General features: G+C 59.1%; 9 protein-coding genes, 1 tRNA gene and 1 pseudogene. All 11 read right to left on the bottom strand.

The genetic code is table 11. The features are described 5' to 3' along the window. Positions 1-566: 566 nt before the first annotated feature. A complete protein-coding gene (gene rpoC, locus IB244_RS30765) occupies positions 567-4,778 on the bottom strand; it encodes a DNA-directed RNA polymerase subunit beta' (RefSeq protein WP_018860304.1) in 4,212 nt (1,403 codons plus the stop codon). Positions 4,779-4,964: 186 nt separating this feature from the next. Beyond that, complete coding sequence (gene rpoB, locus IB244_RS30760; protein ID WP_018860303.1) at positions 4,965-9,101, bottom strand: DNA-directed RNA polymerase subunit beta; 4,137 nt, start codon at positions 9,099-9,101, stop codon at positions 4,965-4,967. 256 nt (positions 9,102-9,357) lie between these two features. Beyond that, a complete protein-coding gene (gene rplL / locus IB244_RS30755; protein ID WP_018860302.1) occupies positions 9,358-9,738 on the bottom strand; it encodes a 50S ribosomal protein L7/L12 in 381 nt (126 codons plus the stop codon). Between the two features lie 58 nt (positions 9,739-9,796). After that, on the bottom strand, positions 9,797-10,315 hold the full coding sequence (rplJ, locus tag IB244_RS30750; RefSeq protein ID WP_016553543.1) for a 50S ribosomal protein L10: 519 nt from the start codon (positions 10,313-10,315) through the stop codon (positions 9,797-9,799). 332 nt (positions 10,316-10,647) lie between these two features. Then, complete coding sequence (gene rplA, locus IB244_RS30745) at positions 10,648-11,340, bottom strand: 50S ribosomal protein L1 (protein WP_018860301.1); 693 nt, start codon at positions 11,338-11,340, stop codon at positions 10,648-10,650. 4 nt (positions 11,341-11,344) lie between these two features. Then, positions 11,345-11,776, bottom strand: a complete 432-nt coding sequence (rplK, locus tag IB244_RS30740; protein WP_007531592.1) for a 50S ribosomal protein L11 — start codon at positions 11,774-11,776, stop codon at positions 11,345-11,347. 140 nt (positions 11,777-11,916) lie between these two features. Then, the gene (gene nusG / locus IB244_RS30735; protein WP_018860300.1) at positions 11,917-12,447 is read right to left on the bottom strand and encodes a transcription termination/antitermination protein NusG; all 531 of its coding nucleotides are present in this window, start codon (positions 12,445-12,447) and stop codon (positions 11,917-11,919) included. Between the two features lie 17 nt (positions 12,448-12,464). Then, complete coding sequence (secE, locus tag IB244_RS30730; RefSeq protein ID WP_018860299.1) at positions 12,465-12,665, bottom strand: preprotein translocase subunit SecE; 201 nt, start codon at positions 12,663-12,665, stop codon at positions 12,465-12,467. Positions 12,666-12,854: 189 nt separating this feature from the next. Then, positions 12,855-12,930, bottom strand: a tRNA-Trp gene (locus IB244_RS30725). 139 nt (positions 12,931-13,069) lie between these two features. Beyond that, a complete protein-coding gene (locus tag IB244_RS30720) occupies positions 13,070-13,963 on the bottom strand; it encodes an NAD-dependent epimerase/dehydratase family protein (RefSeq protein WP_018860298.1) in 894 nt (297 codons plus the stop codon). Positions 13,964-14,137: 174 nt separating this feature from the next. Continuing rightward, positions 14,138-14,264: pseudogene (gene tuf / locus IB244_RS30715) on the bottom strand (elongation factor Tu); the annotation flags it as partial.

Genomic DNA, 14,264 nt, shown 5'->3' with positions numbered 1-14,264 from the left:
CGCCCCCTGGCTTCGGGATCATCACCCGACGCACCGGCTGTGGCCGGTACGTCCCCTCCCGCAGGCTGTCGCGGATGGCAGGCCAAGAGATGCGTAGCATTGCGGCCGTCTGGTCAATGTCCAGACCATCCGCGCCCGCCGCGCCTTTGTTGGCCCGCACCTCTTCCACGCCCGCAGAAGGTCTCTCGCCGCAGGGCCACCTCAAGCAGCCCCGCGCCTGTGTCGTTCCCAATCCTCGGCGGGGGCTCGGCTTCGTCGCGACCGGAGCTCCGGCGGGCTTCCGGATTTACGCCACCGCCCATTGGTCACAAGAGCTTCGCGGTTTGTTGCCCGCTCGCCCTGGTCGGCATCGCCTCATATCCGGTTCTTGTCCATCGGCCCGCAGGTTCGATCCACGCTTCCTCCCCACGGTTGGTCACCCTGCCGCAGTTGCGCTTCACTTCGCTCGATGTGACCAGCTTACGGTGGGACTTCCACCCACAAGAATGCGCCCATGCTGGGCGCACAACAAAAAGCCGCCCGGATCGCTCCGGGCGGCTTCTCAATTCTTAAGACCAAGCTGCCGATTATTCGGCAGCCGGTGCGCTCTCGCCTGCGAGATCCTGCAGCATCGGCGTGGCGACATCGGCGCCCGTGCCCTTGCGGCGTTCCTCGAGGATCAACTCGTCGCGCGAGGTCGCGATGCGACGGATCTGGGTCATCGTGCCACCGGTACCGGCGGGGATCAGACGACCGACGATGACGTTTTCCTTCAGACCCTGCAGACCGTCGGTCTTGCCGGCGATTGCAGCTTCCGTCAGCACCTTCGTCGTTTCCTGGAAGGACGCGGCGGAGATGAACGACGGGGTCTGCAGCGACGCCTTGGTGATACCCAGCAGAACCGGATCGCCATAAGCAGGCTTCTTGCCCTGTTCGATCAGCGCATCGTTGACGTCTTCGAGCTCGATACGGTCGACGTTGTCGCCGACGATGTAAGTCGAGTCGCCTGCATCGGTGATTTCCACCTTCTGCAGCATCTGACGGACAATCACTTCGATGTGCTTGTCGTTGATGACAACACCCTGCAAGCGATAGACTTCCTGGATTTCGTTGACCAGGTACGAAGCGAGTGCTTCGACGCCCTTGATCGCCAGGATGTCGTGCGGAGCCGGGTTACCGTCGAGGATGTAGTCACCCTTCTCGATGTAGTCGCCTTCCTGAAGGTGGAAGGGCTTGCCCTTCGGGATCAGGTATTCGACAGGCTCGACACCGTCTTCCGCCGGCTCGATGATGACGCGACGCTTATTCTTGTAGTCGCGGCCGAGGCGGATCGTACCATCGATCTCAGCGATGATGGCGTGGTCCTTTGGACGACGAGCTTCGAACAGTTCGGCAACGCGCGGCAGACCGCCGGTGATGTCCTTGGTCTTGGCGCTTTCGAGCGGCGAACGTGCAAGCACGTCACCCTGAGACACCTTCTGACCCGGCTCGACCGACAGGATCGCGTCGACCGAGAGCAGGAAGCGGGCGTCACCACCACGGGACAGCTTCATGACATTGCCGCTGGCATCCTTGATGACGATTGCCGGCTTGAGGTCCGAACCACGCGGGGTCGAACGCCAGTCGATAACCTGACGCTTTGTGATGCCAGTGGATTCGTCGGTCGCTTCGAGAACCGAGAGACCGTCGACGACGTCTTCGAACTGAACGGTACCGGCCACTTCCGTCATCATCGGACGGGTGTAGGGGTCCCACTCTGCCAGACGCTGACCGCGCTTGACCTTGTCGCCATCGTCGACATGCAGCTTCGAACCATAGGCGACGCGCTGCGAGGAGCGCTCGACACCACGCTCGTCCAGGATCTGGACGGTCATATTACGGCCCATGGCAACGAGGTTGCCATCCGAGTTGCGCAGCAGGTTGCGGTTCTTGATCTGAACCGTACCTTCGTACGAGGCTTCCAGGAACGACTGGTCAACCACGGTTGCCGTGCCACCAAGGTGGAACGTACGCATGGTGAGCTGCGTGCCCGGCTCGCCGATCGACTGAGCAGCGATAACACCGACTGCTTCACCCATGTTGACCGGGGTACCGCGTGCAAGGTCACGACCGTAGCAGACCGAGCAGACGCCCGTCTGGATTTCGCAGGTCAGTGCCGAACGGATACGGATCGACTGGATACCAGCCTTCTCGATCTCGATGACATCGGGCTCGAGGATCATCTTGCCGGCATCGACGATACGCTCGCCAGTGACCGGATGATCGATATCATCAAGGGCGGTACGGCCGAGGATACGAGCACCGAGCGACGCAACGACCTGACCGGCATCAACGATGGCGGTCATGGTCAGGCCCTTGTCGGTGCCGCAATCGACCGAGTTGACGATGCAATCCTGGGCGACGTCGACGAGACGACGGGTCAGGTAACCGGAGTTCGCGGTCTTCAAGGCAGTGTCTGCCAGACCCTTACGGGCGCCGTGCGTCGAGTTGAAGTACTCGTTGACGGTCAGGCCTTCCTTGAAGTTCGACGTGATCGGCGTTTCGATGATTTCGCCCGACGGCTTGGCCATGAGGCCGCGCATGCCGCCCAGCTGACGCATCTGGTTCGGAGAACCACGAGCGCCCGAGTGGGACATCATATAGATGGCGTTCATTGGCTTCTGACGACCGGTGTTCGGATCGAATTCGACGGCCTTAATGCGGGCCATCATGTCTTCGGCAACCTTTTCGGTGGCCTTGCCCCAGGCGTCGACAACCTTGTTGTACTTTTCGCCCTGCGTGATCAGACCGTCATTGTACTGCTGCTCGTATTCCTTCACCAGGTTTTCGGTGTCGGCAACGATCTTCGCCTTGGTTTCCGGAATGACCATGTCGTCCTTGCCGAACGAAATGCCGGCGCGGCAGGCATGGGTGAAGCCGAGCTGCATGATGCGGTCGCAGAAAATGACCGTGTCCTTCTGGCCGCAATGGCGGTAGACCGCGTCGATCATCTTGGAGATGTTCTTCTTGGTCATTTCCTGGTTGCAGACGTCGAAGGTCACCTTGCCGTTCTTCGGCAGGAGTTCGCCGATGAGCAAGCGGCCCGGAGTCGTTTCATAGATCTTCGAGTACGGCTTGCCGTCCTCGTCGACCGACTTGAAGCGGCCGCGGATCTTGGTGTGCAGCGTCACGACCTTATTTTCGAGCGCGTGATGCAGCTCGCCGAGGTCGGAGAAGGCCATGCCTTCGCCCGGCTCGTTCTGGTTCATGATCGAGAGGTAGTACAGGCCGAGAACCATGTCCTGCGACGGAACAATGATCGGTGCACCGTTGGCAGGGTGCAGGATGTTGTTCGTCGACATCATCAGAACGCGGGCTTCGAGCTGGGCTTCAAGCGACAGCGGCACGTGAACAGCCATCTGGTCACCGTCGAAGTCGGCGTTGAATGCCGTGCAGACGAGCGGGTGCAGCTGGATGGCCTTGCCTTCGACCAGCGTGGGTTCGAAGGCCTGGATTCCCAGGCGGTGCAGCGTCGGTGCGCGGTTCAGGAGAACCGGATGCTCGCGGATGACCTCGTCGAGGATATCCCAAACCTCAGGCTTTTCCTTTTCAACCAGCTTCTTGGCCTGCTTGACGGTCGAGGAGTAACCCTTGGCGTCGAGGCGGGCATAGATGAACGGCTTGAACAGCTCGAGCGCCATCTTCTTCGGAAGACCGCACTGGTGCAGCTTCAGTTCCGGACCGGTCACGATGACCGAGCGGCCGGAATAGTCGACGCGCTTGCCGAGCAGGTTCTGGCGGAAGCGGCCCTGCTTGCCCTTGAGCATGTCGGACAGCGACTTCAGCGGACGCTTATTGGCGCCGGTGATGACGCGGCCACGGCGGCCGTTGTCGAACAGCGCGTCCACAGATTCCTGCAGCATGCGCTTTTCGTTGCGGATGATGATGCCCGGAGCGCGCAGTTCGATCAGGCGCTTCAGACGGTTGTTACGGTTGATGACGCGGCGGTACAGATCGTTCAGGTCCGACGTCGCGAAACGGCCGCCGTCGAGCGGAACGAGCGGACGCAGATCCGGCGGGATCACCGGAACGACCTTCATGATCATCCATTCCGGGCGGTTGCCGGATTCCATGAAGTTCTCGACGATCTTCAAGCGCTTCATCAGCTTCTTCTGCTTGAGGTCCGACGTGGTGTCGGCAAGCTCGGAGCGCAGATCGCCAGCGATCTTCTCAAGGTTCATCGATGCCAGCATCTCGTAGATGGCTTCAGCACCGATCATGGCCGTGAACTGGTCTTCGCCGTATTCGTCAACGGCGAGCATGTACTCTTCTTCCGTCAGGAGCTGGTGCTCCTTGAGCGCGGTCAGGCCCGGCTCGGTGACGATGTAGTGTTCGAAGTAGAGAACGCGCTCGACATCCTTCAGCGTCATGTCGAGCAGCGTAGAAATGCGGCTCGGCAGCGACTTCAGGAACCAGATGTGGGCAACGGGAGCGGCGAGCTCGATATGGCCCATGCGCTCACGGCGAACGCGCGACAGCGTGACTTCAACGCCGCACTTTTCGCAGATGATGCCCTTGTACTTCATGCGCTTGTACTTACCGCAAAGGCACTCGTAGTCCTTGATCGGTCCGAAGATGCGCGCGCAGAAGAGACCGTCGCGTTCCGGCTTGAACGTGCGGTAGTTGATGGTTTCCGGCTTCTTGATCTCACCGTAAGACCAGGAAAGAATCTTCTCCGGAGAAGCAATCGAAATCCGGATGGAATCGAAGTTCTGTGCAGGCACCTGCGGATTGAAAAGATTCATGACCTCTTGGTTCATGCCTGTCTCCTTCATGGGCGGATGCGCCCTTATCTTGCATGGACGGCGGTAAATCCCGGGAGCCGCGCCAACGCTCAAAACGACAATAACCGCAGAATGCGGCGAAATCGTCCCTGCCCGGCCGACACGTAAGGGGCCAGAGCGGGAACGGTGTGCGCTGCGTTACAGCGCACACCCTATCGGTGGTTACTCGGCAGCGTCCGGCAACTGGCTGGCCTGCTGCTCCTCGACCTTCGAATTCTCGAGTTCGACGGAGAGACCAAGCGAGCGCATTTCCTTGACGAGAACGTTGAAGCTTTCCGGAATACCGGCTTCGAACGTATCGTCGCCACGGACGATGGCTTCGTAGACCTTGGTACGGCCGGCAACGTCGTCCGACTTGACCGTGAGCATTTCCTGCAGCGTGTAGGCTGCACCGTATGCTTCCAGAGCCCAGACTTCCATTTCGCCGAAGCGCTGACCGCCGAACTGCGCCTTGCCGCCCAGCGGCTGCTGGGTAACGAGCGAGTAAGGACCGATCGAACGAGCGTGGATCTTGTCGTCGACCAGGTGGTTCAGCTTGATCATGTACATGTAGCCGACGGTGACCTTGCGGTCGAAGGGCTCGCCGGTACGGCCGTCGTACAGAACCGACTGACCGGACTCGTGCAGACCTGCCTTCTTCAGCATCGAGGCAACGTCAGGCTCATGCGCACCGTCGAAGACCGGCGTTGCGATGGAGACGCCCCTGCGGGACTGTTCAGCCAGCTTGACGAGCGATGCATCGTCAAAGTTGGCGACTTCGTCCTTGGCCTGCGACGCGTAGACTTCCGTCAGTTCCGTCTTCAGGTCGGTGATGTCCATCGTCTTGCGGTATTCGTCGAGCAGTTCGCCGATCTTCTTACCCATGCCGGCGCAAGCCCAGGCAAGGTGGGTTTCGAGGATCTGCCCGACGTTCATGCGCGAAGGCACGCCCAGCGGGTTCAAGCAGATGTCGACATGCGTACCGTCTTCGAGGAACGGCATGTCCTCGACAGGCACAATGCGCGAGACGACGCCCTTGTTGCCGTGACGGCCGGCCATCTTGTCGCCCGGCTGGATCTTGCGCTTAACAGCAACGAAGACCTTGACCATCTTCATGACGCCGGGAGGCATTTCGTCGCCGCGCTGAACCTTCTCGACCTTGTCCATGAAGCGCTGTTCGAGGCGCGACTTGGATTCGTCGTACTGGCCGCGGAGAGCTTCGAGTTCGCCCTGGACCTTCTCGTCCTCGACAGCGAACATCCACCACTGCGAGCGAGGATATTCCGAGACGACGGCGTTCGAAAGCTCGGTGCCCTTTTTGAAGCCCTTCGGGCCGGCGATTGCGACCTGGCCGCGCAGCATGTCGACCAGACGGCCGTAGACGTTACGATCGAGGATCGCCTGCTCGTCGTCGCGGTCCTTTGCAAGACGCTCGATCTCTTCGCGCTCGATCGCCATCGCGCGCTCGTCCTTTTCAACGCCGTGGCGGTTGAAGACGCGCACTTCGACGATCGTCCCGTAGGTGCCGGGCGGCATACGCATGGACGTATCGCGAACGTCGGAAGCCTTTTCACCGAAGATGGCGCGCAGAAGCTTTTCTTCCGGCGTCATCGGGCTCTCACCCTTCGGCGTGATCTTGCCGACGAGAATGTCACCGGGCTGAACTTCGGCGCCGATATAGACGATGCCGGCTTCGTCCAGGTTCTTCAGCGCTTCTTCCGAGACGTTCGGAATGTCGCGCGTGATTTCTTCCGGACCAAGCTTGGTGTCACGCGCCATCACTTCGAATTCTTCGATGTGGATGGAGGTGAACACGTCGTCAGCAACGATCCGCTCGGACATTAGGATCGAGTCTTCGTAGTTGTAACCGTTCCACGGCATGAACGCGACGAGCGCGTTACGGCCGAGAGCAAGGTCGCCCAGGTCCGTCGACGGACCGTCGGCGAGGATGTCGCCGCGGTTGACAACGTCACCCACGGTGACCAGCGGACGCTGGTTGACGCAGGTGTTCTGGTTCGAACGCTGGAACTTCTGCAGGCGGTAGATATCGACACCGGACTTGCCAGCTTCGAGGTCTTCCGTCGCACGGATAACGATACGCGTCGCGTCGACCTGGTCGACCACGCCGCCGCGACGGGCGCCGATAGCAGCACCGGAGTCGCGAGCGACGACCGGCTCCATGCCGGTGCCGACGAACGGAGCTTCAGCACGCAGCAGCGGAACGGCCTGACGCTGCATGTTCGAGCCCATGAGAGCGCGGTTGGCGTCGTCGTTTTCCAGGAACGGGATGAGAGCCGCTGCGACCGAAACAACCTGCTTCGGCGAAACGTCCATCAGGTTCATGCTGTCGCGCGGAGCGAGCATAACTTCGCCAGCATGACGGCAGACGACGAATTCGTCGGTGAAGGAACCATCGGCGCCAAGCTCGGCGTTTGCCTGTGCAACGTAGTACTTCGCTTCTTCCATGGCGGAGAGGTAAAGAACGTCGTTCGTCACCTTGCCATCAACGATGCGGCGGTACGGGCTTTCGATGAAGCCATACTTGTTGACGCGGGCGAAGGTCGCAAGCGAGTTGATCAGACCGATGTTCGGGCCTTCCGGCGTTTCGATCGGGCAAATGCGGCCGTAGTGGGTCGGATGAACGTCGCGGACTTCAAAGCCTGCGCGCTCGCGCGTCAGACCACCCGGGCCAAGAGCCGATAGACGACGCTTGTGGGTGATTTCCGAAAGCGGGTTCACTTGGTCCATGAACTGCGACAGCTGCGAGGAACCGAAGAATTCGCGAACGGCAGCAGCTGCCGGCTTCGCGTTGATCAGGTCCTGCGGCATGACCGTGTCGATTTCGATCGAGGACATACGTTCCTTGATCGCGCGCTCCATACGGAGCAGGCCGAGACGGTACTGGTTTTCCATCAATTCGCCGACAGAGCGAACACGACGGTTGCCTAGGTTGTCGATGTCGTCGATTTCGCCCTTGCCGTCGCGCAGTTCGACCAACATCTTGACCACGGCCAGGATGTCGTCCTTGCGCAGGATGCGGACGGTGTCTTCGACGTCGAGGTCGAGACGCATGTTCATCTTGACGCGGCCAACGGCGGAGAGGTCGTAGCGCTCCGCATCGAAGAACAGCGAGTTGAACATGGCTTCAGCCGAGTCCATTGTCGGCGGTTCACCCGGACGCATGACGCGGTAGATGTCGAACAGAGCGTCCTGGCGGTTCTCGTTCTTGTCCGCCGTCAGCGTGTTGCGGATATAGGCGCCGACGTTGATGTGGTCGATGCCGAGAACCGGGATCTCGTCGAAACCGTTCTGGAGAATGATCGGAAGGGTCTTCTCATCGATCTCGTCGCCGGCCTCGAGGTAGATTTCACCTGTCGAGTAGTTGACGATGTCCTCGGCGAGGTAGTTGCCGTACAGATCTTCGTCGGTCGCCTTCAGAGCCTTGAGGCCCTTGTCAGCGAGCTGACGGAGCAGACGCGGAGTCAGCTTTTTGCCGGCTTCGACAACGACTTCACCGGTGTCGGCGTCAACCATTTCGGTGATTGCCTTGGCACCCTTGAGGGTCTCCGGCGTAAACGGAATACGCCAGCCCTTGCCGTCGCGCTGATAGTCGGACTTCGTGTAGAAGGTCGACAGGATCTCTTCGCCGTCCATGCCGAGCGCCATAAGCAGCGAGGTCACGGGGATCTTGCGGCGACGATCGATACGGGCATAGACGATGTCCTTGGCGTCGAACTCGATGTCGAGCCAGGAACCGCGGTACGGGATCACGCGGGCAGCGAAAAGCAGCTTGCCGGAAGAATGGCTCTTGCCCTTGTCGTGATCGAAGAAGACGCCCGGCGAACGGTGCATCTGGGACACGATAACGCGCTCGGTGCCGTTGACGATGAACGTACCGTTGTTGGTCATGAGCGGCATGTCGCCCATGTAGACCGACTGCTCCTTGATGTCCTTGATGGACTTCGCACCCGTATCTTCGTCGATATCGAACACGATCAGACGGAGAGTGACCTTCAGCGGCGCGGCGTAGGTCAGGTCGCGCTGACGGCATTCATCGACGTCGAACTTTGGCGGTTCGAATTCATAAGACACGAATTCCAGCATGGAAGCGCCGGAGAAATCCGTGATCGGGAAAACGGACTTGAAGACAGCCTGAAGGCCTTCGTCAGGGCGACCGCCCTTGGGCTCTTCAACCATCAGGAATTGATCATACGATGCCTTTTGAACCTCGATGAGGTTCGGCATTTCTGTGACTTCGGGGATCTTACCGAAAAACTTGCGTACGCGCCTACGACCATTGAACGAAAGGGTCTGAGCCATCGTCGCTCCTTCAAAATTGCATCCGGGCCTGCAACGGACGGGAACCGATGGCCAGTCGACCCCGTCAATCATGAGTAGTTCAATCTCGTCTCACTTCCCGAAATGCGAGGCCGGATTGCCTTCGCGTCTCGGTTCGAGACCATCCTCTTGAAGAACCCATTACCCAAAAGCCGTTTTCACGCGGCTTTTGGGTAATTCGTTCAACGAAACGACAAATGGGAGGCGGGAAATCCCACCCCCCAGATGTAGTTCAAGATTACTTAACGTCGACCTTAGCGCCGGCGTCTTCAAGCTTCTTCTTGATGTCGGCAGCTTCAGCCTTGGAAACGGCTTCCTTGACAGCCTTCGGAGCGCCTTCGACGAGGTCCTTGGCTTCCTTGAGGCCGAGGCCGGTGATGCCACGAACTTCCTTGATGACGTTGATCTTGTTAGCGCCGGCATCCGTGAGGATGACGTCGAACTCGGTCTTTTCTTCTTCAGCAGCAGCAGCAGCGCCTGCACCGCCAGCAACAGCAGCAACAGCTACCGGAGCAGCAGCGGAAACGCCCCACTTTTCTTCGAGAAGCTTGGACAGTTCTGCAGCTTCCAGAACGGTCAGCGAGGAGAGGTCGTCTACGATCTTTGCGAGATCAGCCATGTTATCAGTTCCTTTTGTTCGGTTCGAACCGGTTGTTTATAAACAGCAAAAAACCGCCTTATGCGGCTTCGTCCTTCTTGGCGTAAGCCGAAAACACGCGAGCAAGCTGGCTTGCCGGTGCTGCAACAACGCCTGCGATGCGGGTAGCCGGAGTCTGGATCATGCCCAGCAGCTTCGCGCGCAGTTCGTCCAACGACGGCAGGGTCGCAAGCGACTTGACTGCATCAGCGTTGAGCGTCGTTGTTCCCATGGCGCCGCCCAAAACAACGATCTTATCGTTGGTCTTGGCGAAATCCACGACGACTTTCGGAGCGGTGATCGGGTCATTGCTGTAAGCAATGAGCGTCTGACCGGTGAAGAGACCAGAGATCCCTTCCGCTTCCGTACCCTGAAGGGCGATTTTGGCCAGGCGGTTCTTCGCGACTTTGACGGTACCGCCAGCTGCGCGCATCTTGGAACGGAAGTCGTTCATCTGCGCGACTGTAGCACCAGCATAGTGGGCCACGACAACCGAGCCCGAAGCCTTGAAGACTTCGTTCAGTTCCGTGACGAATTCGCGTTTTTCCGCTCTTTCCACTGCCTATCTCCAGTTGGCAGGACCTTTTTGACGGGCCCCACCGGGTTGCCTTTTGCCTCCTGGGATCAGAAGCGATCCCAAGCGACGCTTGAGGATCCTGTCCCCTCGCGCTTCGCGCCAAAGAAAGGCCGAAGGCACAAGGCATCCAAGGCTCGAACCAAATTCCTAGAAGCAGAACTTCATGCAATTCGGGTCTTACCCGTCTCATGCAGGCCAAGTGATTAAGGGAAAACCACCTGCAATCTCGGACAGGATTCCGGATTTCTCCGGAATACTCCGGCCCCTTTCGAGGCCGGAATTCTTTAGCCGGGCCGAAGCCCAGCGAAACTTACTTAAGCGGCCGTAACAGACGACGGGTCGATCTTGACGCCCGGGCCCATAGTCGAAGAGATCGCTACGCGCTTGACATAGTTGCCTTTTGCGCCAGCCGGCTTCGCCTTGATGACAGCGTCAGCGAAGGCACGGATGTTTTCTTCCAGAGCCTTGGCATCGAAGGATGCCTTGCCAACGCCAGCGTGAACGATACCAGCCTTTTCGACGCGGAACTCGACAGCGCCGCCCTTGGATGCCTTGACAGCACCGGCAACGTCCATCGTAACGGTACCAACCTTCGGGTTCGGCATCATACCACGCGGGCCGAGAACCTTACCGAGGCGGCCGACGAGCGGCATCATGTCCGGGGTCGCGATGCAGCGATCGAAATCGATCTTGCCGCCCTGGACGATTTCGACGAGCTCTTCAGCACCGACGACGTCTGCGCCAGCAGCCTTGGCTTCGTCAGCCTTGGCGCCGCGAGCAAAGACAGCAACGCGAACGTCGCGGCCCGTGCCGTTCGGCAGGTTGACAACGCCGCGGACCATCTGGTCTGCGTGACGCGGATCAACGCCGAGGTTCATGGCGACTTCGATGGTTTCATCGAACTTCGCGACCGCGCGCTCCTTGACCATACCAATGGCGAGAGTCAGAGCGTAGAGCTTCGTGGGATCAACACCTTCGTTGATCTTCTTCGTGCGCTTGCCAGCCATGGTCTTATCCTACCACTTCCAGGCCCATGGCGCGGGCAGAGCCCTCGATCATCGCCATTGCACCTTCGATATCCGCTGCGTTGAGATCCTTCATCTTGGCTTCGGCGATCGACTTGATCTGAGCCTTGGTGAGCTTTCCTGCGGTCGCGCCCTTGCCAGGCGTCTTCGAACCGGACTGGATCTTCGCTTCCTTCTTGAGGAAGTAGCTGACGGGCGGCTGCTTCATCGCGAAGGTGAAAGACTTGTCCTGGTAATAGGTAATGACGACCGGGATCGGCATACCCTTTTCCATTTCCTGCGTAGCGGCGTTGAACGCCTTGCAGAATTCCATGATGTTAATGCCACGCTGACCAAGCGCCGGGCCGATTGGCGGGGACGGGTTTGCCGATCCTGCCTTGACCTGAAGCTTGAGCTGGCCTGCAACTTTCTTAGCCATATCTCTCTGCCTTTCATTGATGGCCGGTTACCCGACCAAGATGCCGGATCGCTCCGGCGGCTGCGGTTGCGTGGTTCGGATCCCGGGCCCGGCTAAGACCCCTCACCTTCCACGCGGTTCGCGGCTTGCGCCGCGGACGATCAGACCTTTTCGACCTGAGCGTATTCCAGTTCGACCGGTGTAGCGCGGCCGAAGATCGACACTTCCACCTTCAGGCGCGAACGCTCTTCGTCCACATCCTGGACCGTGCCATTGAACGAAGCGAACGGACCGTCGGAAACGCGGACCTGCTCGCCAATCTCGAAGGTAACAGATGCCTTCGGCCGCTCCACACCCTCCTGGACTTGACCGAGAATGCGCTCGGCTTCGGAATCCGGAATCGGAACGGGCTTGTTGTCGGAGCCGAGGAAGCCAGTGACCTTCGGCGTATTCTTGATCAGGTGGTAGGCCTCATCGGTCAGATCCGCACGAACCATGACATAGCCCGGGAAGAACTTTCGCTCGCTGTCGACCTTGCGACCGCGACGAACCTCAACCACCTTTTCGGTCGGGACGAGAATCTTTTCGAACAGGTGCTCGAGGCCCTTCTGACGAGCCTTATTCTCGATGTCTTCCGCGACCTTCTTCTCAAAATTAGAATATGCGTGGACGATATACCAACGTGCCGCCATGTTATATCTCCACCCGATCAGCTGCCAACGTTGAGCACAAAGCTCAGAACCCAGCCAATAAGCTGGTCCGCGGCAAAAAAGAACAGCGCGGCAAAGATCACCATTACAAGCACCATGACCGTGGAGATCATCGTCTCGCGGCGCGACGGCCAGGTAACTTTCAACGTCTCGGAGCGAACCTGCTGTAGAAACGCAAACGGATTAGTTTTGGATGCCATCGACTGCCCACGCAATTACGGCGCGTAAAGCTGAACATATCAGCCCCACGCACCGCGTGTCTGTTGAACCCTACATAAACACCGATTCCCAATTGCACAAGAGGGAAACCGAAGTTTAACGAACTTAGCCATACGTCGCCTTTCCGGCCGAACTGCTGCGAGATGTCCGCGCAACTCGTTCAAGAAAGATGGCAGGGGCAGAGGGGCTCGAACCCACGACCTGCGGTTTTGGAGACCGCCGCTCTACCAACTGAGCTATACCCCTTTACGCTTTACATTCAGCTTCTTGACCAGACCGGCCGCGAAGCGCAACTGCAAGCATGGCGCTCCTTTAAGGCGGCGGCGCAGGATTGGCAAGTGCGTTTTTCTATTTTTCCAATCCCGCGTCGCGGAAACGCCTGCGATCAGACTTTCACATATTTGCGCCAGTCGTGCTCTTCCTTGAAACCAAGCACTTCGCGGATCTTGCGGTTGGAGAGCAGGCCCTCGTATTCGCCGATTTCGCGTGTGAACGGCACATTCGGATAGAATCGCCTGGCGAGTTCCTTCGACGGCGTGTTGGCCGAGACGGTGTCGTTCGCGGCGTTGAAGACCTGGAAGCCCAAACCGTCCTTCTCGGTGCAGAGGTGGCAGATCTGCCCGAGGTCGCGGGCGTCGATATAGCTCCAGGCGATGCGCTTGCGCATTTCGGGGTTGGCGAAATAGGTCGGAAACCTCTCGTACTCATGCGGCTCGATGACATTGCCGATGCGCAGCGCGTAGATGTCGAAACCCGAGCGTTCGGCAAAGGCACGCGCTGTCTTCTCGTTCACGACCTTGGAGAGACCGTAAGAATCCATCGGGTTGACGTCATAGTCTTCCTCCAGCGGAAACTGATGGAAGTCGCGATGGCCTTCCGCAAAGCAGACCCCATAGGTTGTCTCGCTGGAGGCAACGATGATCTTGCGGATGCCGAGCTTCACCGCGGCCTCGATGACATTGTAGGTGCCCATCGTGTTGATGCGGAACGTTTCGTTGTCGGGCTTGATGAGAATGCGCGGGATTGCCGCGAAATGCACCACGGCGTCGAAGGGTTGGACGCCCCTGCCCGCATCGAGGTCGGGAAAGTCGCGGTGCATCGAAAGCGCGTTGAAGATCTGGCCGCTGTCGGTGATATCGGCAATCAGGTTGGTCACGCCGGGGCTATCAAGCGGCACCAGATCGACGTTGTGAACCTCGTAGCCGGCGTTGACGAGCCACGGCACCGCATGGCGCCCTGCCTTGCCCGAACCACCTGTGAAGAGAATGCGCTTTTTCATCATGTCCTCCCTTATGAAATCGGAGGGATAGATAAAGGCTTTGCGTTCAAGCGCAAGGCCACTACCCGGCTTTGCGTTGTCACCAGACAGTGATGCCTAATTCAAATGACAGATACAGAAAGGGGCCCCGCTGTTTCCAGCGGAGCCCCTTCTTAGATCCGGATAAACCGAAGCTTACTCGACGATCGAGGCGACGATGCCGGCGCCGACGGTACGGCCGCCTTCGCGGATAGCGAAGCGCAGCTTTTCTTCCATCGCGATCGGAACGATCAGCTCGACGTCTACAGTGACGTTGTCGCCA

The sequence above is a fragment of the Rhizobium sp. RHZ02 genome, assembly GCF_014851575.1.
Classification (GTDB): domain Bacteria; phylum Pseudomonadota; class Alphaproteobacteria; order Rhizobiales; family Rhizobiaceae; genus Rhizobium; species Rhizobium altiplani.
This window is presented reverse-complemented; position numbering and strand designations above follow the sequence as displayed.